The sequence below is a fragment of the Acutalibacter sp. 1XD8-36 genome, assembly GCF_009917525.1.
GTDB lineage: Bacteria > Bacillota > Clostridia > Oscillospirales > Acutalibacteraceae > Acutalibacter.
Map to the genome: position 1 here is coordinate 1 of NZ_QZDU01000011.1, position 23,459 is coordinate 23,459.

The 23,459-nt window shown below is 57.6% G+C and carries 23 protein-coding genes and 1 pseudogene; 12 read left to right on the forward strand and 12 right to left on the reverse strand.

The annotated features are described in order from the left end of the window. Positions 1 to 93 precede the first annotated feature (93 nt). Positions 94 to 1,821, forward strand: a pseudogene (feoB, locus tag D5270_RS13935) (ferrous iron transporter B); the annotation flags it as partial. A gap of 96 nt (positions 1,822 to 1,917) precedes the next feature. On the opposite strand, the gene D5270_RS17165 reads toward feoB, so the two are convergent. Genes D5270_RS17165 through D5270_RS13975 form a run of 8 tightly spaced genes read right to left on the reverse strand, consistent with a single transcriptional unit; the run spans position 1,918 to position 7,450 of the window. Continuing rightward, entirely contained in the window at positions 1,918 to 2,337 is a 420-nt protein-coding gene (locus D5270_RS17165) for a ComEA family DNA-binding protein (RefSeq protein WP_166544665.1), read from the reverse strand. Continuing rightward, a complete protein-coding gene (locus tag D5270_RS13945) occupies positions 2,334 to 3,071 on the reverse strand; it encodes a pseudouridine synthase (RefSeq protein ID WP_166544666.1) in 738 nt (245 codons plus the stop codon). The genes D5270_RS17165 and D5270_RS13945 overlap by 4 nt, the downstream gene beginning before the upstream one ends. A gap of 54 nt (positions 3,072 to 3,125) precedes the next feature. After that, positions 3,126 to 4,259, reverse strand: a complete 1,134-nt coding sequence (locus D5270_RS13950; RefSeq protein ID WP_166544667.1) for a D-alanyl-D-alanine carboxypeptidase family protein — start codon at positions 4,257 to 4,259, stop codon at positions 3,126 to 3,128. Between the two features lie 45 nt (positions 4,260 to 4,304). Next, positions 4,305 to 4,745, reverse strand: a complete 441-nt coding sequence (ytfJ, locus tag D5270_RS13955; protein WP_166544668.1) for a GerW family sporulation protein — start codon at positions 4,743 to 4,745, stop codon at positions 4,305 to 4,307. Further along, complete coding sequence (locus D5270_RS13960) at positions 4,742 to 5,401, reverse strand: hypothetical protein (RefSeq protein ID WP_166544669.1); 660 nt, start codon at positions 5,399 to 5,401, stop codon at positions 4,742 to 4,744. Before D5270_RS13960 ends, ytfJ begins: the two co-directional genes overlap by 4 nt. A gap of 35 nt (positions 5,402 to 5,436) precedes the next feature. Continuing rightward, positions 5,437 to 6,024 carry an SMC-Scp complex subunit ScpB gene (gene scpB, locus D5270_RS13965; RefSeq protein ID WP_166544670.1) on the reverse strand — a complete coding sequence of 196 codons (588 nt, stop codon included), beginning with the start codon at positions 6,022 to 6,024 and terminating at the stop codon, positions 5,437 to 5,439. Further along, positions 6,021 to 6,731 (reverse strand): segregation and condensation protein A, encoded by a 711-nt coding sequence (locus tag D5270_RS13970; RefSeq protein WP_166544671.1) that lies wholly within the window; start codon positions 6,729 to 6,731, stop codon positions 6,021 to 6,023. Before D5270_RS13970 ends, scpB begins: the two co-directional genes overlap by 4 nt. An 11-nt stretch (positions 6,732 to 6,742) precedes the next feature. Continuing rightward, complete coding sequence (locus D5270_RS13975; protein ID WP_166544672.1) at positions 6,743 to 7,450, reverse strand: site-2 protease family protein; 708 nt, start codon at positions 7,448 to 7,450, stop codon at positions 6,743 to 6,745. A gap of 221 nt (positions 7,451 to 7,671) precedes the next feature. On the opposite strand from D5270_RS13975, the gene rpmB reads away from it, so the two are divergent. After that, complete coding sequence (rpmB, locus tag D5270_RS13980) at positions 7,672 to 7,860, forward strand: 50S ribosomal protein L28 (RefSeq protein ID WP_161474088.1); 189 nt, start codon at positions 7,672 to 7,674, stop codon at positions 7,858 to 7,860. A 77-nt stretch (positions 7,861 to 7,937) separates the two neighbouring features. On the opposite strand, the gene D5270_RS13985 is transcribed toward rpmB, so the two are convergent. The 3 genes from D5270_RS13985 to D5270_RS13995 are packed head-to-tail and all read right to left on the reverse strand — an operon-like array spanning position 7,938 to position 10,015. Further along, positions 7,938 to 8,744, reverse strand: a complete 807-nt coding sequence (locus D5270_RS13985) for a mechanosensitive ion channel family protein (protein WP_166544673.1) — start codon at positions 8,742 to 8,744, stop codon at positions 7,938 to 7,940. A gap of 6 nt (positions 8,745 to 8,750) precedes the next feature. Then, positions 8,751 to 9,356: a hypothetical protein gene (locus tag D5270_RS13990; protein ID WP_166544674.1), complete on the reverse strand. Its 606-nt coding sequence runs from the start codon at positions 9,354 to 9,356 to the stop codon at positions 8,751 to 8,753. A 35-nt stretch (positions 9,357 to 9,391) separates the two neighbouring features. Next, on the reverse strand, positions 9,392 to 10,015 hold the full coding sequence (locus D5270_RS13995; protein WP_166544675.1) for a hypothetical protein: 624 nt from the start codon (positions 10,013 to 10,015) through the stop codon (positions 9,392 to 9,394). A 190-nt stretch (positions 10,016 to 10,205) separates the two neighbouring features. Here D5270_RS13995 and D5270_RS14000 point away from each other — a divergent pair, with 190 nt between their 5' ends. Continuing rightward, a complete protein-coding gene (locus tag D5270_RS14000) occupies positions 10,206 to 12,200 on the forward strand; it encodes a hypothetical protein (protein ID WP_166544676.1) in 1,995 nt (664 codons plus the stop codon). Positions 12,201 to 12,253: 53 nt separating this feature from the next. Here D5270_RS14000 and D5270_RS14005 read toward each other — a convergent pair whose 3' ends face one another. After that, complete coding sequence (locus D5270_RS14005; protein WP_166544677.1) at positions 12,254 to 12,511, reverse strand: hypothetical protein; 258 nt, start codon at positions 12,509 to 12,511, stop codon at positions 12,254 to 12,256. A 46-nt stretch (positions 12,512 to 12,557) separates the two neighbouring features. Here D5270_RS14005 and D5270_RS14010 point away from each other — a divergent pair, with 46 nt between their 5' ends. The 9 genes from D5270_RS14010 to tpiA all read left to right on the forward strand — a co-directional run bounded on the left by D5270_RS14010 (position 12,558) and on the right by tpiA (position 23,457). After that, a complete protein-coding gene (locus D5270_RS14010; protein WP_166544678.1) occupies positions 12,558 to 13,091 on the forward strand; it encodes a tRNA (cytidine(34)-2'-O)-methyltransferase in 534 nt (177 codons plus the stop codon). A gap of 85 nt (positions 13,092 to 13,176) precedes the next feature. Further along, positions 13,177 to 13,761, forward strand: coding sequence for a pentapeptide repeat-containing protein (locus D5270_RS14015; protein ID WP_166544679.1), 585 nt, complete (start codon positions 13,177 to 13,179; stop codon positions 13,759 to 13,761). Between the two features lie 492 nt (positions 13,762 to 14,253). Then, a complete protein-coding gene (locus tag D5270_RS14020) occupies positions 14,254 to 14,955 on the forward strand; it encodes an ABC transporter ATP-binding protein (protein ID WP_166544680.1) in 702 nt (233 codons plus the stop codon). Next, a complete protein-coding gene (locus D5270_RS14025) occupies positions 14,949 to 18,419 on the forward strand; it encodes an FtsX-like permease family protein (protein ID WP_166544681.1) in 3,471 nt (1,156 codons plus the stop codon). The genes D5270_RS14020 and D5270_RS14025 overlap by 7 nt, the downstream gene beginning before the upstream one ends. Before the next feature lie 12 nt (positions 18,420 to 18,431). Further along, positions 18,432 to 19,034 (forward strand): hypothetical protein, encoded by a 603-nt coding sequence (locus D5270_RS14030; RefSeq protein ID WP_166544682.1) that lies wholly within the window; start codon positions 18,432 to 18,434, stop codon positions 19,032 to 19,034. Next, a complete protein-coding gene (locus tag D5270_RS14035) occupies positions 19,034 to 19,834 on the forward strand; it encodes a 2-oxo acid dehydrogenase subunit E2 (protein ID WP_166544683.1) in 801 nt (266 codons plus the stop codon). The genes D5270_RS14030 and D5270_RS14035 overlap by 1 nt, the downstream gene beginning before the upstream one ends. A gap of 145 nt (positions 19,835 to 19,979) precedes the next feature. Then, entirely contained in the window at positions 19,980 to 21,077 is a 1,098-nt protein-coding gene (locus tag D5270_RS16905; RefSeq protein ID WP_243150379.1) for a GNAT family N-acetyltransferase, read from the forward strand. Between the two features lie 145 nt (positions 21,078 to 21,222). Continuing rightward, a complete protein-coding gene (locus D5270_RS14050; RefSeq protein ID WP_166544684.1) occupies positions 21,223 to 22,521 on the forward strand; it encodes a phosphoglycerate kinase in 1,299 nt (432 codons plus the stop codon). Positions 22,522 to 22,686: 165 nt separating this feature from the next. Next, positions 22,687 to 23,457, forward strand: coding sequence for a triose-phosphate isomerase (tpiA, locus tag D5270_RS14055; RefSeq protein WP_166544685.1), 771 nt, complete (start codon positions 22,687 to 22,689; stop codon positions 23,455 to 23,457). Positions 23,458 to 23,459: the final 2 nt, after the last annotated feature.

Below are 23,459 nucleotides of genomic sequence, written 5' to 3' on the forward strand. Positions count from 1 at the left end.
TGGATATATTTCCATCACAAATGACGGTCATTTTTTTGTGTCTCCTGTTAGCCATATGTAAGGTAACACACAGGAAATTGGCCCGGCAAGACAGTCACCAACGCCCAGGGCTACTGCTCCCACAATTCTAAAGGCTACATCTTCGTGGACCTCCCCGGCTGCTACTCCCTCCAGGCCCATTCTGCGGAAGAAGAGGCCGCCCGGGATTTCCTCACCTCCGGCGGGCCTGACTGTACTATAGCCGTCTGCGACGCCACCTGCCTTGAGCGCAACCTGAATCTTGTATTGCAGGTGTTGGAGCTCACTCCAAACCTAGTCGTCTGCGTAAACCTTCTGGACGAGGCCGAGCGCCGGGGCGTTAAGGTGGACCTACAGAAGCTCAGCGAGCTTCTGGGCGTTCCGGTAGTAGGGGCCTCGGCCCGGGACGGCAAGGGGCTAGGCGAGCTCATGGACGAGGCGGAAAAGCTCTGCGCCAGCCCACGCCAAAACCTTGATTTCCCGGTTATGGACCCGACTATGCGCGTCCACGAGGCCCAGTGGATATCCGAGGCCTCTGTGCGCCATGAGCAGAATAACCCCTCAGCTTCCCGGGACCGTAAAATTGACCGGGTTCTCACAAGCCCCCTCACCGGCTTCCCCATTATGCTCCTAATGCTGCTGGGCATATTCTGGCTCACCATCACCGGGGCAAACTACCCCTCACAGCTTCTCAGCGAAGGGCTGTTCTGGCTGGGGGACCGTATCCGGGACAGATTCATCTACCTGGGGTCGCCGGACTGGCTCACTGGGCTCATATGTGACGGGATGTACAGGACACTCGCCTGGGTAGTGGCTGTTATGCTGCCGCCTATGGCCATATTCTTCCCCCTGTTTACCCTTTTAGAGGACCTGGGTTATCTGCCCAGGGTCGCCTTTAATCTGGACAGGTGCTTCCAGAGCTGCGGCGCCTGCGGGAAGCAGGCACTGACTACATGCATGGGCTTCGGCTGCAACGCCGCCGGTGTAGTGGGCTGCCGTATAATAGACTCCCCCCGGGAGCGCCTGATTGCCATGCTGACCAACAGCTTTGTCCCCTGCAACGGGCGCCTGCCAATGCTCATCTCTCTGATAACCATGTTCTTTGTGGGGGCCGCCGGGGGCTTTGGAGCTTCCGTTCTCTCCTCAGCCATGCTGGTGGGGCTGATTGCCCTTGGCATGTTCATGACCCTCGCTGTCTCAAAGCTGCTGTCCGCAACAGTGCTCAAGGGTGTACCCAGCTCCTTTACACTGGAGCTGCCGCCATACAGAAGGCCCCAGCTGGGCAAGGTGATAGTCCGCTCTATTTTAGACCGCACGCTGTTCGTGCTGGGCCGCGCTGTTTCGGTAGCAGCCCCGGCAGGGCTTGTGATTTGGCTGCTAGCAAATATCCATGTTGGAGACGCCACTCTCTTAGCTCATTGTGCGGGATTCCTGGACCCATTTGCCAGGGTCTTCGGCCTGGATGGGGTGATACTGCTGGCATTTATACTGGGCCTGCCCGCCAACGAAATCGTGATACCTCTTATTATCATGGCCTATCTGTCCCAGGGCAGCCTCGTGGAGCTCTCCGACCTCACGGCGCTTAGGGCCCTGCTTGTTGACAACGGCTGGACGTGGGTGACGGCCCTATGCGTGATGGTGTTCTCCCTAATGCACTGGCCCTGCTCTACCACCTGCCTCACCATTAAAAAGGAGAGCGGGAGCTGGAAGTGGACCGCCGCGGCAGTTATCATACCCACCGTCTGCGGACTTGGGCTGTGCTTTATTATAGCCAGCCTCTGCCGCCTGTTCGGGCTGGGGTAGCTATATGGTATAGTTAACGCAGTCCAAAAGAGGTGACACCTCTTTTGGACTTAGCGGCACGGGTGTACCCGCGCCGCTCTGCTTGAAAATCGGTATTTACCGATTTTCAAGTGCGTTTACTATAATGTATGGGGCGAGCTTCGCGTATAACTTCTCCCCCACGCCCTTCACCTCCATCAGCTCCTCAGGAGCAATGAAGCCGCCGTAGGCTTCCCGGTAATCAATAATACGCTGGGCCAGCGCCGGGCCTATCCCCGGAAGCTGGTCCAGCGCGTCTATATCCGCAGTGTTTATGTTTACGAGCAACTCCAAAGGCTCGTCTTCCTCCTGCTGCTCCTGCTCCTGTTCCTCGACAGGCACTTCTTGCGTTATGTCAACCTCATTGCCCTCAGCATCGTAGTATGTCCGGGTCAAGGTGTACACGGTCGCGTCTACATCCTGGCATAGCTGTATAAGGCATACGGCAATGGATATCACCAGTATAACCAGCAGCCCGTGCCTGCCCTGCCGGGTCACCGGCTCCGGCCCTTCCCGGACTCCGCCAGAAGACCGGCTATCTCCTCCCGGCTCAGCTCCCTATGCCTGCCCTGGGGCAGCATTGACAAACGCACTGGCCCTATGGCTGTGCGCTTGAGCCGCGCAACCTCCAGGCCCATGGACTCACACATCCTGCGTATCTCCCGGTTACGGCCCTCATACAGCACTATCTCCACAACTGCCCGCCCGGGCTGCTGCTCCAGCACCCTTGCCTTTGCAGGGGCGGTCATACGTCCGTCGAGCATTATTCCGGTGCTGAGCTTAATTAGCTGCTCCTCGGTTATTCCGGGGCGCAGGGTGACACGGTAGGTCTTCGCCACATGGGTCTTTGGATGGGAGACGGCATTAGCCAGATTCCCGTCGTTCGTCATAATAAGCAGGCCCTCGGAGTCCTTGTCCAGCCTGCCCACCGGGTACACCCTCCCGGGCACATCCTCCACAAGCTGGGCCACGCATTTTCTGCCCCGCTCGTCCTCCATGGTGGTGACGAAGCCCCGGGGCTTGTGCAGGGCAAGGTATATCTTGCCGGAGCTGTTTGCAATACGCTGACCGTCCACAGCTATCACGTCCTTATTTGGGCGCGCGCTGTCCCCGAGCTTTATGGGCCTACCGTTCACCGTAACCCGGCCCTGCTGAATAAGCTCCTCGGCCTTGCGGCGGGACGCGATTCCCGCCTGGGCTATGAGCTTCTGTACCCTCTCTGACTGTGCCAAAGCACTCCCCTCCTTTTCACTTCCTGTAAATTATGTAAATATAAATATTTTATGTCAACTAAATATATTATTAAAGAAATCCGCCAGCTTCTCCCACCAGGTGCGCTTCGGCAGCACTACCGGCTCCGCGCCCTCAGTGGCGATTATTGGCACACTGTAAATCTCAGTGCCCCCCGAAAGGTACTGCACCCGGCCTATCTTCTCCCCGGCTTTTACCGGCGCATAGAGGAATTTTGGCAGGAGCGCCCGGCTCTCCACCCCCTGGGCTTCCTCAATGGGCAGGGTCATGCTCACCTGCTGGCTGGCGCAGACTGTCACCCCCTGCTTGCCGGAGCCCGCCACAGGTATGCTCTCCGGCAGGGCCTCCCCGCCCATGTTCACGGTCTTCACCTTGGAAAAGCCATAGTCGAACATAGCCATATGGTCGTCCCAGTCGTCGGGGGCATTCAGGGTAACTGCTATGAGCGTGGTGCCGTCCCGCTGTGCCGCCGATACCAGGGTGCGCCCGGCCTTTTTGGTAAAGCCGGTCTTTATGCCGATACATCCGTCGTATATGCGCAGGAGCTTGTTATGGTTCTGGTAGCTTATCCTCTGCCCCGGCTCTACAAACTCCACCTGCAGGATGGAGCTTCCGGCTATCCTGGCAAACTCCCCATTCTCCATGGCCTCTCTGCCCAGCAGGGCCATGTCGTAGGCCGTGGAGTAATGCTCGTCGTCGTCTAACCCTGATGGCGTGACGAAGTTAGTCTCGGTCATGCCTATCTCCCCGGCCCTAGCGTTCATAAGCTCCGCAAAGCCCTCCTGGCTGCCGCCGAGATATATTGCCGCGGCGTTTGCCGCATCGTTGCCGGAGGCCAGGAGCATACCAGAGGTAAGGTTTATCAGCGTCAGCCGGTCCCCATCCTTCAGGCCCATGGATGAGCCCTCCACCGCCACCATCTCGGCAGTTATGTCAATAACCGGGTCCCCGGAGCGCTCAGCCTCCTCCAGGGTGAGCAGGGCCGTCATAATCTTGGTGGTGCTGGCCATGGCGAGCTTCTCGTGGGAGTTCTTCTCATAAATAACAGTGCCGTCGTCGCCGGAGATAAGTATAGCGCTCTGGGCAGAGACCCCCGGCTCTCCCGCCGCATGCACGGCAGGCGCCGGTAAAAGCAGCAGTACAGCCAGCAGGATAATTATTTTCTTCATACACACACCGCCTCTCCACAGTAAGATATGCGGACAGGCGCTATGTTATTCTGCTGTTTCCTTCTCTGTCGACGCTGGCACACCGTCCGGGGCAGGCACGATTTCCTCCGGCTCGCCCTTTTTCTTAAAGAGTGAGCTGAGCATATCCGCAATGTCCGGTATCTTCTCCAGCGCCCTGTCAACAGGGCTGAAGTAGGGCTCTATCTGTATTACCCGCACATTTCCGTTGTGTATGGACAGGAATGCCACCGGGCTCACCGTCACCCCCGCGCCGCTGCCGCCGGCAAAGAGCCCCCCGGTTGGCTGGGACTTGGATGGCAGGTCCGAGCCGCCGGCTGCAAAGCCGTAGTTTACCCGGGAAATTGGTATTACCGTAGTGCCGTCCGGCGTGGTGACAGGGTCTCCCACCACGGTGTTCACGTCCACCATTTGCTTAATCTTGTCCATGCTCACGCCCAAGAGGTCGTTTACCTTATTAGAGCTCATTGCTTATTCTTCCTTTCACTCTTTAATATCCTTCTAAGGGGCCTAATGCTCTTTATCACCAGCTTCAGCCCCTCCATAAGCACAAAAAACGGACGTATCGAGAGCTCAGCCGAGAAGTCCACCCGGCTCTCCCATAGGTCGTAGCTAAGGTCCACCGTCACGCCCTTCTTCCTGCATGGCAGCAATGTGAACAGCACCCCGCAGGCCGAATATACCCCCGCTGATATCTTGCCGAAAAGCTCTGCCCCAGCCGCCGCGTCCCCGGCCCCGGCTACACATAAGTATAGGTCGAAGTGCCTGAGGTTAAACCCCCTGAGTATCCCCGCCGTGGCCTGTCCCAGCAGGCTTATAAGCTCGCCTAGGGCCTGCAGGAACCCTCCCAGGCCCTCCCGTTTCAGTGAGGCCTTTATGCGCCCGCCTATATCCGTCCTGCCTGGTTTCTCCGGCTCCTCAGGCTTTTCCTCCTCTTTCGGAGGCTCCTCAGTCTCCTCCTGCGGCTCGCCAGGAAGCAGGGGGATGTTCAGAAAAAGATACTTTATCCTCAGGTGGAACTCACCGTCAAAGCGCAGCTCCGCCCCCACCGGCATAAGGGTCAGCAGCAGCAAAAGGAGCAGCAGGCCCAGTATGGCCCAGAGTATCACGTATAAAACTATCATCCGCCGCCCCCCTTACCATGTTCTGTATACGCTGCCTACACATCCAGGGTTATCTGCTCCGGTCCGTCGTCCTCCCCGTCGTCGGAGTCCTCCTCCTGTTCCTGCTGCTCACCCTCTCCCGGGGGCGGCGGCAGGCGGTCTATGGACTCCAGCTGGAAGCAGCGCAAAAAGTTCTCTGTGGTGCCGTAGAGCAGCGGGCGCCCGGGGAGCTCCAGCCTTCCCCGCTCCTCTAAAAGCCCCTTCTGCACCAGGCTCCCCACCACTCCCGAGCAGTCCACTCCACGGACCTGCTCAACAAAGGCCTTGGTTACCGGCTGGTTATAGGCCACCACCGCCAGCACCTCCATTGCAGCCTGAGACAGCGGGGTGTTCCGCTTTAAATCCAGCGCCGCCCTCACCGGCTCGATAAAGGCAGGGTTTGTGCAGAACTGGGCCGAGTCCCCCAGCATCAGCAGGTGTACGCCGCTCTCTGGGGTATTGTATTTGTCCTGCAGGGCCGAGACCATCTTTTCAGCCGCCGCGGTACGCACGCCCAGCACCTGGGCTATCCTGTCCAGGGCTACGGGCTCACCGCTGGCAAACAGGATGGCCTCGGCCTGGCCTGTAAGCTCCTCTATACTCACGCTTTCTCCCTCCCCATCAGCTTCACCTCACAGAGGTCTCCGTCTCCTTCAACCCTCACCCGGCGGTTCTTCACAAGCTCCAGTAATGCCAAAAACACCGCGACCCTTGCCGAGCGCTCGTCCTTCCCGGCAAACAGCGCCCGGTACGCAATGCTCCCCCGCTTCCAGAGGGTCCTCAAAACATACACTGTCTGGCTTGCCACCGACACTATCCTGGCAGAGACCAGGGCCGAGAAGCTCTCGGGCTTTGGAGGCATCAGGCTCTTGCCCTTGCCCCAGGCGGCCCTGAGCGCCTGGCGCAGCTCCCTGGGGTCGTGTATACGCTTATAGATAAAGTCGGCGGGCAGCTCCTCGGCGGGCCTTGTAACGGTGTTAAACGCCGCCAGAGTTTTCAGTTTCTCCGCCGCAGCCTTACACTGCTGGTACTCCAAGAGCAGCCCTGTGAGCTCCATGCGCGGGTCCTCCTCATCCTCCTGCCTTGGGAGCAGGGAGGCGGTCTTTATGTAGACCAGCCTGGCGGCCATCTCCAAAAATTCGCTGGCAACATCCAGGTCTGCCTCCCGCATAAGGTCTATCTGCTCCATATACTGCTCCAGCAGCTCCGCGATGGGTATATCGTATATATCTATCTTGTTCTTGGCAACGAGGGTCAGCAGCAGGTCTAATGGACCCTCGAAGTTCTCAAGCTTATATTGCAGCTTCTCCATTGGGCACCCGGTCAGAAGCTGAGCCCAAAGAGCTTGAACGGCAGCGCGGCAATCCAGAATATGCCCTTGGACATGGCGCTCTCTATGGCGTACAGGGGCCCGGAGAAGGCCCCGGAGAACATGAGCACAAAGAGCACCATCACGAATACATTCTGATACCTGTAGTAGGTCTCAAGGGCCCGGTCGCTGAGGAACGCTCCCAGTATCCTGGAGCCGTCCAGCGGCGGGATTGGCAATAGGTTGAACGCCGCCAGGGTCACGTTTACCATGACATAGTAGGACAGAAGTGTGTAGACGAAATACAGCACGGAGTTCACCCCGTTATGCCCAGCTATCACCACCATCACATTTAAGAGCAGCGCCCCCACAAGGGCCGCGAGAAGGTTTGACACCGGCCCCGCCAGGGCCACTATCGCCATGTCGCGCTTTGGCTTCCTAAAGTACCTGGGGTCCACCGGCACAGGCCTTGCCCAGCCGAAGCCGAACAGAAACAGCCAGACTGTGCCTATGGGGTCAACGCTGGCTAAGGGGTTCAGGGTAAGGCGGCGCTCAAGCTTTGCCGTAGGGTCCCCTAGCTTATAGGCTATCCAGCCATGGGCAAGCTCGTGCAGGGGCAGTATGCAGATTATGACAAAGATTATTGCCAGGACCTGTGCTGCCACGGTGGGTATATCCACCCGGCCGCCTGCCATAATGGTCCTTATTACGCTGAAAAACATAAATATCCTCCAATTCTTTTGCTTATTTCCAGTAGCCGTACCCATGGATTATAACCTATTTTTAGGAAAAAGACAATTCCTTTCAAAAAAAAACTTGCATTTTCCCCGGCTTTCTGCTATAATCCTATTTGAATTTACGGTCAGACCCGCCTTTGGGCGCACACAAGGTATTGCGTCCCCGGCTGAAACTGGTACATTATTTTCAGAAAGGAATGATAAATATGGCAAAATGTGATTTCTGTGGCAAGGGTGTTACCTTCGGCTGCAAGGTATCCCACTCCATGCGCCACTCCAACCGGGCCTGGAAGCCCAATATCAAGCGCATTAAGGCTATCGTTGACGGTTCCCCCAAGCGCGTCTACGCCTGCACCCGCTGCCTGCGCTCCGGGAAAGTTACCCGCGCTGTGTGAGCATAGCTTTATCTGTTGTATTAAGTTAAACTCAACCACCTTTTAGGGCTGTCTTCATAGACGGCCCTGCTTTTTTATTACCCCATATGCACGTCCAGCTGCGGGTATGGTATCTCTATACCCTCTCTGTCAAAGCTAAGCTTCACCGCCTCCTGCATGGCATAGTACAGGTTCCAGTATTCCTCCTGCCTGCACCACAGCTTCATCACCAGGGTCACGCCGCTGTCCCCAAGCTCTCCCACCGCTATCACCGGCGCCGGGTCCCTGAGCACCCGCTCGTCCCCATCAGCTAGAGTTTTCAGCACATCCTTGCCCCTTTGCAGGTCGGCCTTATATGAGACCGGATAGCTCAAATCCAGCCGCCTGGTGCCGTTTGTGGTAAAGTTCACCACCACGTCGCCGGTTATCTTTGAGTTGGGGACTATCACCTCTTTATTGTCAAAGGTCGCCAAGATAGTGTAGAGTATCTCAATACGCTTCACTGTGCCCTCATAGCCGCCGAAGGCCAGGTAATCCCCCATTTTAAACGGCTTGGTGAAGATTATCTGTACGCCGCTGACGAAGTTTGACAGGCTCCCCTGTAGAGCAAAGCTGGCCGTCAAGCCCGCGGCTCCCAGGGCGGCCACCAGTGAAGTTATGTTTATTTCCAGCTTGGCAATGGCGCTCACCGCCGAGACCATGATTATCAGCGCCTTCACCAGCGAGCCGATGAACCCCGCCACAAGGGGGTCTGTCCGGCTCTTTTTTATGGCCCGCTTTGTGAGCTTCGCCGCAAGCCCAGCCAGCCACCAGCCGCAGAGGAATATCAGCCCCGCCGAGAGCAGGTTCCAGCCAAGGCCGATGAGCCAGCCGGTAAATTTTGTCCAGAGCTCCGCGCCGTCCATATGGGGTCACACCATGGCCCAGCTCGCCCCGAAGGACCTGCGCGCCACCTGCTCCAGGACATCCTTTATCTCCTGGGCGGCGTCCTTATCCTTGGAGTTTTTCAGCTGCTCGTCCAGGAGCTTGAAAAGGTCCTCCAGTGAATCCGACTGCATAAAAGCGCCGCCGGTAAAGAAGCCGTCCCACTCGGGCATATATCTCACGGACTCCGTCGGCACCGCGCGGATTAAATTCTCCGTATCCACTGCCACCAGCTCTATGGGGCCCATGACAGCCTCAATCTTCTCCTTTTCGGTGAGTATACCCATCTCCACCATGGTGTCCAGGGCGTCTACCTTCTCAAACATGGAGAGCGAGCCTGAAAAATGCTCTCTAAGATACGCGATATTCTCATCTGTCATGCCCTTAGAGCCAGGGAGCGTCCGTGGCGGCTGTGTCCCCTTCCAGCTGTTGTAATCACTGAGCAGCTGTACTCCGGGGCCAGAATAGGTGGTGCCGCCCGTAACGGACTTCACTATCTCCAAAAAGGATGCCTCGTCCATGTTCCTGTCCGGGTCCCGCTTATAGGCGTTATAAAGTATCTCGCTTATGTATTTCTCCCCTGTTACCTGCATTGTAAAGCCTCCCTTTATACGTTTATACTGCCTGCCTACACCATGGCCCAGCTCGCCCCGAAGGACTTGCGTGCCACCTGCTCCAGAACGTCCTTTATCTCCTGGGCTGCGTCCTTATCCCTGGAGTTTTTCAGCTGCTCGTCCAGGAGCTTAAAGAGGTCTTCTAAGCTGTCGGACTGCATAATAGCCGCGCCGTTGAAGAAGCCGCTCCAGTCTGCAGCAACTTTAGCCATAAACTTGGCCCGAGCCTCCTCTGGGGTGCCGTTTGCCACTATCTTTTCACTGCCGGCGGACACCAGCTCCACCGGCCCGAAGCCGATAGCCTCGAACATCTCCTGCTTGGTGATGATACCCATTTTCGCCATGGTGTCATAAGCGTCCACCCGCTGGAAGATGTTCAGCTCCCCTGAAAAGTGCTCTTTCAGGTAAGCTATGTTCTCGTCAGTAAGCCCCTTGGTATCAGGGAGGCTGCGCTGGGGCTGTGCCTTTTTCCAGTCCTGATAGTCCGACCAGAGCTGCCCTTCCGGGCTGGTAAAGCTGCCGTTTGGTGTGAGGGACTGTACAAGCCGGTTAAAATCCGTATAGCTCATGCTGTCCATGCTGCCGCTCTGGTATCTGTTGTAGAGCGCGCCTGTAAGGCTGTTGTTCATTACCCGCATGTCAATTTCTCCTTTTTATGTAAAGACCGCCAAATATGGCTTACTGCATATTATAGCACATTATAGAGTGAAATAGGAAGAATTTCCGCGAAAAAATCCTGAAGTTTTCATTTTTTCTTGTGCCTTGCGGTATATTTGTGATATAATCAACGCTGGATAATAGTGTTCCCACGGAGGGAGTTGTTATAGCATGTATAATCAGGTTTGCTGGGTGTGCCTGCCCAAGAGGGACGGAATGGAGCCTGTGGGGGGGGAGCTTGCCCTTGCCAGGCGCAGGTTCCTTCTGGACCAGCGGCACACCGTGAGCATTGACCGGGAGCAGAATATCAAGGGGTTTAAGGGCCGTATAAAGGGCCGCATAGGGAAGCGCCGGTTTTACTGGCGGGCCAGGGTCACGGGGACCTCCGGGGGGGAGATAGCCCTGGAGGAGGCCTTCGGGCAGAAGAACGGCTGGACAATGGTTGTGCGGGACATGTACGGCGTCATAGTCAGCCGGAGCTTTTTTGACAAGCAGCACCTATGGCTGCGCACTGAATATTACGAACCCTGGGACACGGACCAGGCTAAAATAAGCTTCTCCCCCGGTGGCGAGGCGGGAACTATCCTGCGCCGGGACTGGGACCCTGAGGAGAAGAAATACCAGGACATGACCCTGTACACCGTTCCCTACCGCTCGGGCACAGCCGGCCAGAGCGTTGTGGACGCCCAGTTTGGGGAGCCCCAGCTGGTGCTTGTTATGACCGACGGAGAGCTCTGCTGCTGCCCCAAGGAGGAGGCGAAGGCCAGGCAGGAGGCCATGAAGAACGTAAACAGCGGCACTGTGGTGCTCATGCCCGCCTGGGAGATAAAGGGCGGCGAGCTTGTCCGGGAGGACAGCGGGGACGGCGAGACCGGGATAAGCTTCACGTCCCTGGAGGAGTATGCAAAAATAGAGCCCCCCGCCCCGGAAAAGCCGGAGGCCGCACCTGCCCAGCCCGCTCCGAAGCATTTGACACCGCCCGCCCCCGAGGAGCCCGCGCCCAGAAAGGCAGAGCCTGTGGCTGAGCTGCCGGTTATCGAGCCCCATGAGGCCAGGCATATGCAGGGGTCGGTAAACTTTGAGGAGCTGATAGACGCCCCGGCGGCGCCGCTGCCTCCCCAACCTGCCGCTCCCCCTGTACCGGCAGCGCCAGCTGTATACACTCCCCGCAGGATGGAGCCAGAGGCGCTGATACCTGAGCTGGAAATGCCCGGTGTACCGGCAGCGGCGCCTGTGGTTGCCGTGCCCCCTCCGGCGCCTGTACCTGCACCTATGCCTGCTCCAGTGCCAGAGCCGGAGGCTGCACCTCTCCGAACTCCTGCGCCTATGCCAGAGCCGGAGGCCATCCCTCCCCGGACTCCTGTGCCTATGCCGGGGCCGGAGGCCATCCCTCCCCGGACTCCTGTGCCTATGCCGGGGCCGGAGGCTGTGCCCTCCCAAGCGCCTGCTCCCATGGCGGAGCCTGAGCCATTAGTGGAGGAAAACCCTGACGGTGACGCGGACCTTGAGACTATACTTGCCGAGGCCGCGCTGTATGCCAACACCCCGCCGCTGCCCGAGGCCTCCCCTGAGACTGCCGGGGGCAAGCCCATCCCCAGCGGCTATACCGGGGACATTAAGGACGGCAAAATCTCCGGGCGCGGGCGCACCGAGCAGCGCAGCGGCCTCACCTCCTATGAGGGCGACTATGTGGACGGCAGGCGGCACGGCTTCGGAACCTACTATTATAAGGACGGCAACCTCTGCTACGCCGGGGCCTGGAAGGACGACCGGCGGGACGGGCTGGGGGTATCGTTCAGGGACAGCGACCACGCCATGCATGTGGCAAACTGGAAGGACGGACAGCCCCAGGGCCTTGTGACGCTGTTTGACTCAAAGGGCAATCTGCGCTTCAGCGGGCGCATGGAGAACGGCAAAAAAGAGGGCGCAGGGGTCACAATAAACTGTGAGGACGGCACTGTGTTCGTGGGCCAGTGGTCCGGGGGCGAGGCCACCGGGCTGGGGTCGGCCTTTGACCGGGACGGGCGGCTCCTGTACTATGGAAGCTGGCGGGACGGCAAGAGGCACGGGCACGGCACTGAGTTTGACATAAACGGCGGCGTTGTTTTTGACGGTGAGTTCCGGGACGGCAAGTATTATAACGGTGTGCTTTACCAGAAGCTATAAATAAATATAAGTAAATAAAGAAAGTGGGCTTTCAGCGAAAGCCCACCCCGCTCTTATCTGAGCATCTTCTCCATATCCCCCAGCATATCCCCCACTGTGTGGATAGCCCTGCTGGCGTTCTTCCTCATGTGCGCGGCCTTCTTATGGCTGCCGCCGCTCATGGCCCTTGTGCCTATGGCTGCCACCGCCGCTCCGGTGAGAAGCCCTAAGCCTATGCCCTTGGCTACGTTCATGCTCTGCTTGTACATGGCGTCTATCCTCCTTAGCACTATAATAAAACGAAGTACCCTCAGCACTGTCGTCACTCTCATTTTCCCCTCTCCCCTTCAATTTTATTCTCTTTCGCGGAGGCCAAGTATGCCCAGCTTAAACATTGTGCTCGTTGAGCCCGAGATTCCTCAGAACACCGGCAATATCGCCAGGACCTGCGCCGTCACCGGGGCATCGCTGCACCTGGTCGGCCCTATGGGATTCACCCCCACGGACAAACGCCTGCGCCATGCGGGGCTTGACTATTGGCAATATTTAACGCTTCATCAATACGATAGTCTTGGCGATTTCTTCGGAAAAAACACTGGGAATTTTTTCTATTTTTCAACCAAGGCCCAGCGCCGGCACTCGGACGCCAGGTACCCCGACGGCTGCTACCTGTTCTTTGGCAAGGAGTCTGCGGGCCTGCCTGAGAAACTGCTTTTTGAAAACCCGGAGCGCTGTGTGCGCATACCGATGATGTCCGGGGCAAGGAGCCTGAATCTCAGCAACTCCGTGGCAGTAGGCGTGTTCGAGGTGCTGCGCCAGTGGGATTACCCGGAGCTTTTGTGCAGCGGCGAGCTGAGGAATTACGACTGGGCGGCCGCGAAGGAGCTGTATCCGGGGTCTGAATTTCTATAGGGGCCAAATTCAGCGCCTTCCCTCCAGCCCGTCAGCCCTGATATATACAGTTTACGGAAGTTAAACTTTTAAGGGGGTTATTATCATGCCGTCAAAATATTATGAGGGCGAGAGCTTTCAGGGGCTGTCCCTCTCGGTGGAGCTTATAGAGGGTCTCACCCTTGTTGACTGCCTGTTCGAAGGGTGCGTCTTTGAGGGGTGCAAAATACTGCGCTGTGTTATCAACAGCTGCCGGTTTGTGAACTGCCGGATAACCGACCCCAAAACCGACTACTCCGAGGCCAAGTTCCTGGTGCTGGAGGGGTGCCAGCTAAGCGGGGTAAACTGGGGACTGCTGGTGCCGGGCAACGGCTTCGGGGAGCCCCTGGACAAGCTTTCGGGCTGCCGGATGAAGTATAATTTCTTCACGGAGATGGACCTGAGGAAGTTTTCCTTCTCGGGGTCTGAGCTGGACGGCTGCACCTTTGCAGACTGCAGGCTGACGGACAGCGTCTTCACGGACTGCAGGCTTGGCGGCACGGAGTTCTTCCGCTGCGATATGAACGGCGCGGACTTCCGCGGGGCCTCTGGGTACAGGATAGACGTGCTCACCTGCCCTGTGAAGCGGGCAAGGTTTAACCTACCGGAGGCGGCGGACCTGCTCCATGGGCTGGGGCTGCGGCTGGAGTGATGAAAATTAGCGGCTTGACAAACACGCACGATATGGTATAATAAAAATACAGAAAGGCACTGTCCACATGGCGGTTAGCCTACTTGTCTAACACAACATTCATGTTAGCCGTTCGGGGCCGACCGAGCGGCTAACACGCTTTTGGGCCAAAGTATATAATCACGGCAATTGCAATCACGAGAGCAATCACAAACCGTAAAACCTTGTTACCCATACGCGCACACCTCCCTTCGCTGATGAAACTTAGGGAGAATGACCACCTCCTTTCCCAGGAAGATGGCTAAGCCGCCTCTGACTTCGTAAACGAAATCTTATGTATAACAATACCTCTCTGCGTAACCCCTCCTATCCACAGGGGCTTTTTTATTATACCCTGCAAGTCGATTTATGTCAACTCAAATAAATCCGAAAAAACTTTACAAATCCCCCTTTCACTAATAAGCGCTTTGTGGTAGAATAATTGCGATTATATATAAATACGGAGGCAGCCGGATGAGCTTTATTGAGTTTGACAATGTCTGCAAATATTATACCATGGGCGAGACGCGGATTGCCGCCGCGGACCATATCAGCTTCTTTGCCGAGCGCGGGGAGTTCTGCGTTATCGTCGGGCCCTCGGGGGCCGGGAAGACCACGGTGCTCAATATGCTCGGTGGCATGGACACCTGCGACGAGGGCCGGATTATACTGGACGGCAGGGAGATAAGCGGGTATAACCCCCGGCAGCTCACGGCGTACAGGCGGCTGGAGGTAGGCTTTGTGTTCCAGTTCTATAACCTGGTGCAGAACCTGACGGCTTTGGAAAATGTTGAGCTTGCAAGCGAAATATGCCCGGACCCTCTGGACGCCAGGAAGACCCTGGAGGGCGTCGGCCTTGGGGACAGGCTCCAGAACTTCCCCGCGCAGCTCTCCGGCGGCGAGCAGCAGCGGGTGTCTATCGCCCGGGCCCTGGCTAAAAACCCGAAGATTTTATTATGCGACGAGCCCACCGGTGCCCTTGACTACAACACCGGCAAGGCCGTGCTCGGGCTTTTGCAGGACACCTGCCGCAGGACCGGGCGCACGGTTTTAGTCATCACCCATAACGGCGCCCTGACAGCCATGGCCGACCGGGTCATACGCATTAAAAGCGGCAGGGCCATTTCCAACGATGTAAACCAAAACCCCATCCCCGTGGAGGAGATAGAATGGTAAAACGGACCTACCGCAAGAATATCCTGCGCACCGTGCGCGGAAGCCTCTCAAGGTTCCTGGCTATATTCGCCATTGTAGCCCTTGGCTCGGGCTTTTTGGCAGGTGTGCTGGCCTCGCCTATAGATATGCGGATAAGCGTGGACAGCTATATGGACCAGTCAAATATGTTCGACCTGCGTATTGTATCCACCATGGGGCTCACTGGCGGCGATATGGAGGTACTGAAGGAGCTGGAAAGCATTGAGGGCGTCGTGCCTGCTTATGACACGGATACCGTGCTATTCTCCGAGCTCGGCGACACCCATACGGCCCGGATACACACCCTGCCCCCCGATGGCGCGCCGGAGATGTATACCCCCGCTTTGCTTGAGGGGCGGCTGCCGGAGAAAAGCGGCGAGTGCGCGGTGATACTTACCAAAAGCTTTACCGGGGACAGCGACTGGGTGGGAAAGGTCCTTACCCTGGACCCGGAGGAGGAGAATGATGACATTATAGGGGAGTTCACCGTGGTGGGCACGGTGCGCAGCCCCCTTTATATCTCCCTTGAGAACGAGCGTACCTCTGCCGGCACAGGCTCCGTTGACCTGAAGCTTTACACTGTGCCGGAGAGCTTCCAGCAGGACTACTACACCGCCGCCTATCTGACAGTTGAGGGCGCAAGGGAGCTGGACTCCTTCGGTGGAGGGTATGAGAAGCTTATAGACGGCATTTCCGCCGAGCTTGAGTCCCTTGGCGAGGAGCGGGCGCTGGTGCGGTATAACGAGATAATCGACGAAGCCAACGGGGAGCTTGCCGACGCCCAGCAGGAGTATGATGACGCCAAGAGCGAGGCTGACAAGGAGCTCTCCGACGCCCTCAGGGAGCTGGAGGACGGAGAGCGTGAGCTTGAAGAGGGCAGGCAGGAGCTCGCTGACGGAAAGAAGAAGCTTGAGGACGGACAGAAGGAGCTGGACGACGGCTGGGCCAAGTACCGCACGGAGACTGCAAACGCCCAGAAGCAGATAGACGACGGCTGGGCCCAGGTGAGCGGGCATCAGGCCCAGATAGACAGCGGCCTTGCCCAGTTAAATTCTGCCCAGGGGCAGATAACCGCAGGGTACAGGGAGCTTGAGGCCTCGGAGTCAAAGCTTGCGGAGGCTAAAGCCAAGCTGGACAGCACCCGCGCCCAGCTCGACGGCATAGACCAGGGTAAAGCAGCTCTGGCCAGCGCGGCCGCCCAGCTTGGGCTGCCCGAGGGCGACGGCTCGGATAGCTGGGCCATTGAGACAATCACCCTGCTGGAGCAGGCCGCCCCTGAAGCGGGGGCCCAGTTTGCGGAGCTCAAGCTTGTCCTTGAGGCCCTTAGGGCCCAGGGGACGGACTCTGCCTCTGCCCGGGCTGCTCTGGAGACTGGACTGGCTGAGTATGAGCAGGGCATAAAGCAGGCTCAGCAGGCACGGGCCCAGCTGGACCAGAACCAGTACAGGCTGAACTCACAGCTCTCAGAGCTTAAAAAGCAGCAGGCGGCCCTGGACTCCCAGAAGGGGCAGCTCTACAGCGCCGAAAACACACTTGAGTCTGCAAAGCAGGACACTGAGAAGAAGCTCCGCGACGCTCAGAAGGAGCTTGAGGAGGGCCGCAGGGAATATGAGGATGGCCTTGCAGAGCTTGAGGACGGCGAAAAGGAGCTTGCGGAAGGCTGGGAGGAGTACAATAAGGGCAAGGCCGAGGCCGAAGCCGAGCTTGCGGACGCTCAAAATGAGCTAGATAAAGCCCGGGAGGATATTGATGCCATTGAGCAGGGCGAATGGTATGTGTTCACGAGGGATGACAATGTGGGCTTTTCCAGCTATGCGTCCAATGCCGACAAGATAGCCGCTATAGCTACAGTCTTCCCGGTGTTCTTCTTCCTGGTGGCAGCTTTGGTGGCGCTGACCACCATGACCCGCATGGTTGAGGAGGAGCGCCAGCAGATTGGCACCATGAAGGCCCTGGGGTACTCGCCGGTACAGATTGCCGGGAAGTACCTGCTCTACGCGGCGGCGGCAAGCCTTCTGGGCTGTGTGTTCGGGGTGACGGCGGGTATGTGGCTGTTCCCCACGGTTATAATCAACGCCTACAGCATAATGTATGACCTGCCCAAGGTGCTCACGCCCTTTAGCTGGCAGCTGGCTGCTTTTTCGGCGGTGACAGCTACCCTGTGCACCCTTGCAGCTACATTGAACGCCTGCTGGAACGCCCTTAGGGAGGTGCCCGCGCGGTTAATGCTGCCAAAAGCTCCTAAGGCCGGAAAGCGCATTTTGCTGGAAAGGGTAACGCCTGTATGGAGCAGGATGAAGTTTACCCAAAAGGTAACGGCCCGGAACCTGATACGCTATAAGAAGCGCTTCTTCATGACGGTTATAGGCATATCCGGCTGTACGGCGCTGCTGGTGACAGGGTTTGGCATAAGGGACTCTGTTTCTGATATCGTCGCCATACAGTACGGCGAGCTGTGCAGCTATAATCTGATTGTGTGGCTAAAGGACGAGAGCGCGCTGAAGGACCCGGAGCTTATTGAGCTACTCGAGGACGAAAGCCTGGTGCTGGACTCCCTGGCAGTCCTCCAGGACTCTGGGGCGGTGGCGCCTGAGAAGGGCCTGCCCGCGGACGATATCACCATATTTGTGCCCTCTGAGACCGAAAGGCTCCCGGAGTTCTTTCGGTTCAGGCACCGCAGGGACAGCGAGCCGGTGGAGTACGGCGAGGAGTCTGTTATTATTACCGAGAAGCTCTCAGAGCGCCAGCACCTGAAGGTTGGCGACAGCATCACGGTGAAAAACCAGGACGAAGCCGAGGCGAGCTTTACCATTACGGATATCTGTGAAAACTATGTGCAGCACCTGCTCTATATCTCCCCCGCCGCCTATGAGGAGGGCTTTGGCGTAAAGCCGGAGATGAACTCCCTCTTATGCCGGCTGCCTGAGGACGGCCCCGAGGGAGGGACTGACGCGCTGAATACCGCTCTCTTAGGGTGTGAAGACGTGGCTATGACTACCTCCACCGAGGAGCTCTCCAGCAGCTTTAACAACAGCATACAGAGCATTAACTATATTGTGGTGGTGCTGATAATCTCCGCGGGGGCGCTGGCCTTTGTGGTGGTGTACAACCTTACAAATATAAACATCACCGAGCGGGTGAAGGAGCTGGCGACCATTAAGGTGCTGGGCTTCTACGAGTCAGAGGTCGCGGCGTATGTGTACCGGGAGACGGCGGCGCTGACGGCAATCGGCACGGCTGCCGGGCTGCTGCTTGGGGTAATACTGCACCAGTTCGTCATACGCACTGCGGAGATAGACATGGTGATGTTCGGCAGGGCCATCTATGCCCCCAGCTATCTCTGGGCGGCAGTGCTCACTGTACTTTTCAGCGTGCTTGTAAACCTGGTGATGTACAGGAAGCTCACAAGAATCAGCATGGTGGAGAGCATGAAGGCTCCCGAGTAAGGAGGGGTATCTATGAAGCACTTGATAATCGCCGGCGTCCCTAGGGCCGGCAAGAGCACGCTGTCGAGAAGGGCCGCAAGAGAGCTTGGCTGGCAGCATGTGAGCATGGACGCGATAATCGCGGGGTTTGAGCGGTGCTTTCCCGAGACCGGCATTGACACTGGCCTTAGCGTGAACAAAGACAAGGGCTCCATGGAGATACTGCATATTATCAGCGGCAAAATCGGCCCCTTTCTGCGGGCCATGACCGACCCCGATGAGTACGACTGTCAGAACGGCCCCATGGTAATAGACATGTACCAGCTTCTGCCGGAGGACTATGTCAGGCATATAGACCCAGAGGTATGCGGTGTGCTGTACCTGCTCACCGGGGACGTGACACCAGAGGAGCGCTGCCGTATACAGAAGGAGTTTGACACGCCGGAGGACTACACCTACGGCCTCTCTGACAGCGAGCGCCTTGAAGGGTGCGGATACCTGGTGGAGCAGAGCAGGCTCATTAGGGAACAGTGCGAGCGGCTGGGCCTACCCTACTTTGAGACGGCCCGGGATAGGGAGAGGGTTCTGGATGAAGCGCTCAGTAAAATTATAAGTAACAGCAAGGAGGAATCATAGTGGAGAACAGTCAAGCTAAGGAGCTCGGCCTGCAAAGGCGTCTGGTGGCCTATAAAACCTACGCGGCGTGGCAGGAAGTACCCCACGCTATCTATCAGTACGAGCCCGACGCAACGGAGTTTTTCAGTGAGTTCAGGAAGCTGAAGGAAGGCTTCGCAGGCGGGAGCGTTAAGCTGAGCTTTAATACCCTTATGCTAAAGGCCGTGGCCCTGGCACTTAAAGAAGCCCCCATACTTAACGTCAGCTTTAAGTATGACCCCGAGGCCCATAACGGCACAATAACGGAGAATCCCCTTATAAACCCCGGCGTGCCCTGGATTCTGCCCGGCGGGGGCATGATGACCCTGACAGTGCGTGACGCGGGCGGGGGCAGCCTTCTTGATATAGCCGGTCAGGTGGAATCTATAAGGCGGAAGGTAGAGAAAACCGACTTTCCGCAGCTGTTCCTGGCCACTGCCAAGCCCAGAAACCCCTTTGACCCGGGAGAGGGCCTCTCCCCTGCCGACATCGAGGATAGCACAGTGACGGTCTCCAACATCGGCTCCATCTGCAAAAGCCCGGGACAGTTCAGCCTTTTGGAGATACTGCCGCCGCAGGTGTTTGCCGTGGGCATATCCGCGCTCCAGGAAAGGCCGGGAGTATATACGGACGGCTCCGGCGAAAGGGCTATAGGCATACGGAAGATACTGCCAATGTGCTTAGCCTTCGACCACCGGATGCTGGACTTTGGAGATTTGGTGCCATTTATATCAAGATTAGATAAGCTGTTTGCAGAGCCTGGGGAGATATTCGGGTGGTAATTAACACTAAACCCAGCGATAAGAAGTAAACATAGACTATGAAAGCTTGAGAGGCCGCTTATGCGGCCTCTCTTTTTTAGCCTTGACAAAGCGACGCACATGTCGTATAATAAAAGCGACATGTATGTCGCAAGGAGGTAATATTATGCTGAGTAAAGGCGAGAGCACACGTCAGGCAATATGCGGCAGGGCCCGGGAGCTGTTCTGCAGGCAGGGCTTTAAGGGGGTAACCATGCAGGATATCTGCAAGGCCACAGGGCTGAGCCGGGGCGGGCTCTACAGGCATTTCGAGAGCACCGGGCAGATTTTCACCGCCATACTTGAGGGCTTCGGCGGGAACCAGAACCGGGAGATACATGAGCAAATACTTGGCGGCGTTCCCGCAGCCATAATTTTAGAAGGGCTCCTCTGCCGGTACGAGGCCGAGATGCTTGACGGCGGCAGCTCCCTGAGCCTTGCCATATGCGAGTTTTACAGCAGCCCGGACTGCTCCGGCGCGCCGCCGGTAAGCCGGTGGTACGAGGCCTCCCGGGTCGGGTGGACGGAGCTTATGAAGTACGGCCTTGATACCGGTGAGTTTTCCTGCGTGGACTTTCAGGGGGTATTTGACCTGATTGTATTCGCCTATCAGGGGGCGCGGCTGTATGGACGGCTTATGGATTTACCTAAAGACACAGCTCGCGGTATGCTGGGGCATGTGCGAAAGCTGCTGCTTGGGCCGGATATGCTGCGCCTTGAGCGCCCGGCTCCAAAGCACAAGGACAAAGCCCTGGCCTTCCGGGAGGAGTTCTTCTCGAATGGCGAGCCTGTCATTTTCGGCAGCGAGCTTTTTGACAAAACCGAAAGCTATGATGAGTGGCTGGAGTCTGTCACAAGGAACACCGACCCTAAAACCGTAAACCCCGGTTGGGTTCTCACAGATACCTACTTTGCCGTAGACGGCAAAAATAATATCGCAGGCATAATCGACCTGCGGCACGAGCTCAACGGCTTCCTCGCTGACCTTGGCAACTGCGGCTACAGCGTGCGGCCCTCCTGCCGCGGGAGAGGGTACGGCAGTCAAATGCTTGGGCTACTGGCTGCACGGGCAAGGGCAGCGGGGCTCCCTGAGCTGCACATCTCCGTGGAGCGGGAGAATACCCCCTCTGTGCGGGTGATAAATGGCCTTGGCGGGGTATATGAGCGGAGCTTTTCCCATGAGGGCCAGGCCGCGGACGTGTATGTTATCGCCCTTACAAAATGAGATAATGGAAAAAATATAAAGAGCGCGGCTGTTTTTGCAAAGTTCTACTTGCAAACAGGCGCGTTTTGTTATACAATATTTGGTAGTAAGCTCTGGGCTTTCTCTGTAGGGTCCATTATTTCTGTTAAGAAGGAGTGCACTGAAAATGAACTATTTGAACAAGAAGACCGTTGAAGACATCGACGTTGCCGGCAAGAGCGTACTGGTACGCTGCGATTTCAACGTCCCCATGAAGGACGGCGCTATCACCGACACCAAGCGCATCGTCGGGGCTCTGCCCACCGTAAAGTATCTTTCCGACCACGGCGCGAAGGTGATTCTCTGCTCCCATATGGGCAGGCCTCACAACATCTTCAACGATACCGTGAAGCTGGACAAGAAGGAGAAGAAGAAGATAGACGCAATGCCCGAGGCTGAGCAGGCCGAGGCCACCGCCAAGTGCCTTGAGGCCGCAAAGGGCGACGTTCAGAAGTTCTCCCTGGCCCCTGTCGCCGCAGAGCTCGGGAAGCTCCTGGGCAAGGAAGTCGTCATGGCAAAGGACGTTATCGGCCCCGACGCCAAGGCCAAGGCCGCCGCTCTCAAGGACAGCGACGTAATGATAATCGAGAACATCCGCTTCCACTCCGAGGAGACCAAGAACGACCCCGACTTCGCCAAAGAGCTGGCCTCCATGGCTGAGATTTACGTGAACGACGCCTTCGGCACCGCCCACCGCGCCCACGCCTCAACTGAGGGCGTCAGCCACTACCTGCCCGCCGTATGCGGCTACCTTATCCAGAAGGAGATAACCGTCATGGGCGGCGCCCTTACCGAGCCCAAGCGCCCCTTCGTCGCTATCCTGGGCGGCGCCAAGGTATCCGACAAGATTGGCGTTATCGACAACCTGCTCACAAAGGTTGACACCCTTATCATCGGCGGCGGCATGGCCTACACCTTTTTCAAGGCCCAGGGCTATTCCATCGGTACCTCCCTCTGTGAGGAGGACAAGCTGGACCTGGCAAAGGCCACCCTTGAGAAGGCTGAGAAGGCCGGCGTGAAGTTCCTGCTGCCTGTTGATACCAAGGTCGGCAAGGAGTTTGACCCCAATACAGAGAGCCAGGTCGTGGACTCCACCGCCATCCCCGACGGCTGGATGGGCCTTGACATCGGCCCGAAGACCATCGAGCTGTTCAGCGACGCTATTAAGGGCGCCGGCACTGTTGTGTGGAACGGCCCCATGGGTGTATCCGAGTGGGAGAACTTTGCAGCCGGTACCATCGGAGTGGCCTCTGCCGTGGCTGACAGCGGCTCCATCTCCATTATCGGCGGCGGTGACTCCGCTGCCGCTGTGGAGAAGCTTGGCTTTGCCGAGAAGATGACCCATATCTCCACCGGCGGCGGCGCTTCCCTGGAGTTCCTTGAGGGCAAGGAGCTGCCCGGCATTGCCTGCCTGAACGAAAAGTAATTAGCCTTGAAGGGGGGGCGGGGTTTTGCCCCGCCCTCTTTTGTGATAGTATAAAATCAAAAGTTTCGTCCACCTTTTCAAAGGTGGCAGGGGTGGAGGGGGCAGCGCCCCTTCCCCGCCGGAGGCCATAAATATAAATAATAAATAATTTGGAGGACTGATTTTATGAACAAGCAGCTGCGCAAAGCCGTCATCGCCGGCAACTGGAAAATGAACAAGACCCCCCAGGAGGCCAAGGAGCTCATCAACGCCATCGCTCCCTTAGTAAAGGACGCCACCGTTGACGTTGTGGCCTGCACTCCCTTCGTAGACCTTAGCGCCGCCCAGGAAGCCGCCAATGGCACCAACATCCAGATAGGCGCAGAGAACTGCCACTGGGCCAAGTCCGGCGCCTTCACCGGCGAGGTGTCCGCTGAAATGCTCAGCGCCATGGGCGTGAAAATTGTCATCATCGGCCACAGCGAGCGCCGCCAGTATTTCGGCGAGACCGACGTGACCGTCCACGACCGCACCCGCGCCGCCCTGGACGCCGGGCTCACCGTCATCCTCTGCGTGGGCGAGACCCTGGAGCAGCGGGAGCAGGGTATCACCAACGAGCTCTGTGCCATGCAGACCAAGATAGCCCTCGGCGGCGTGTCCGAGGAGGAGCTGGGGCGCATTATCATAGCCTATGAGCCCGTATGGGCCATCGGCACCGGCAAGACAGCCACCGCCCAGCAGGCCAACGAGGTCTGCGCCGCCATACGTCAGACCATCAAGTCCGTTTACGGCGAGGCCGCAGGCGACGGCATTACTATCCAGTACGGCGGCTCCATGAACGCTGCAAACGCCGCCGAGCTTCTGGCACAGCCCGACGTTGACGGCGGGCTTATCGGCGGCGCGTCCCTGAAGCCTCAGGACTTTGCCACTATCGTTGAAGCCGCCACGAAAGGCTAACC

Bases quoted from the DNA above. Each gene is read 5' to 3' on its own strand.
- D5270_RS13950 (WP_166544667.1), bottom strand. From the start codon at position 4,259: ATGAAGAAAATAATTATCCTGCTGGCTGTACTGCTGCTTTTACCGGCG.
- ytfJ (WP_166544668.1), bottom strand. From the start codon at position 4,745: ATGAGCTCTAATAAGGTAAACGACCTCTTGGGCGTGAGCATGGACAAG.
- D5270_RS13960 (WP_166544669.1), bottom strand. From the start codon at position 5,401: ATGATAGTTTTATACGTGATACTCTGGGCCATACTGGGCCTGCTGCTC.
- D5270_RS13970 (WP_166544671.1), bottom strand. From the start codon at position 6,731: ATGGAGAAGCTGCAATATAAGCTTGAGAACTTCGAGGGTCCATTAGAC.
- D5270_RS13975 (WP_166544672.1), bottom strand. From the start codon at position 7,450: ATGTTTTTCAGCGTAATAAGGACCATTATGGCAGGCGGCCGGGTGGAT.
- rpmB (WP_161474088.1), top strand. From the start codon at position 7,672: ATGGCAAAATGTGATTTCTGTGGCAAGGGTGTTACCTTCGGCTGCAAG.
- D5270_RS13985 (WP_166544673.1), bottom strand. From the start codon at position 8,744: ATGGACGGCGCGGAGCTCTGGACAAAATTTACCGGCTGGCTCATCGGC.
- D5270_RS13990 (WP_166544674.1), bottom strand. From the start codon at position 9,356: ATGCAGGTAACAGGGGAGAAATACATAAGCGAGATACTTTATAACGCC.
- D5270_RS13995 (WP_166544675.1), bottom strand. From the start codon at position 10,015: ATGCGGGTAATGAACAACAGCCTTACAGGCGCGCTCTACAACAGATAC.
- D5270_RS14000 (WP_166544676.1), top strand. From the start codon at position 10,206: ATGTATAATCAGGTTTGCTGGGTGTGCCTGCCCAAGAGGGACGGAATG.
- D5270_RS14005 (WP_166544677.1), bottom strand. From the start codon at position 12,511: ATGAGAGTGACGACAGTGCTGAGGGTACTTCGTTTTATTATAGTGCTA.
- D5270_RS14010 (WP_166544678.1), top strand. From the start codon at position 12,558: ATGCCCAGCTTAAACATTGTGCTCGTTGAGCCCGAGATTCCTCAGAAC.
- D5270_RS14015 (WP_166544679.1), top strand. From the start codon at position 13,177: ATGCCGTCAAAATATTATGAGGGCGAGAGCTTTCAGGGGCTGTCCCTC.
- D5270_RS14020 (WP_166544680.1), top strand. From the start codon at position 14,254: ATGAGCTTTATTGAGTTTGACAATGTCTGCAAATATTATACCATGGGC.
- D5270_RS14025 (WP_166544681.1), top strand. From the start codon at position 14,949: ATGGTAAAACGGACCTACCGCAAGAATATCCTGCGCACCGTGCGCGGA.
- D5270_RS14030 (WP_166544682.1), top strand. From the start codon at position 18,432: ATGAAGCACTTGATAATCGCCGGCGTCCCTAGGGCCGGCAAGAGCACG.
- D5270_RS16905 (WP_243150379.1), top strand. From the start codon at position 19,980: ATGCTGAGTAAAGGCGAGAGCACACGTCAGGCAATATGCGGCAGGGCC.
- D5270_RS14050 (WP_166544684.1), top strand. From the start codon at position 21,223: ATGAACTATTTGAACAAGAAGACCGTTGAAGACATCGACGTTGCCGGC.
- tpiA (WP_166544685.1), top strand. From the start codon at position 22,687: ATGAACAAGCAGCTGCGCAAAGCCGTCATCGCCGGCAACTGGAAAATG.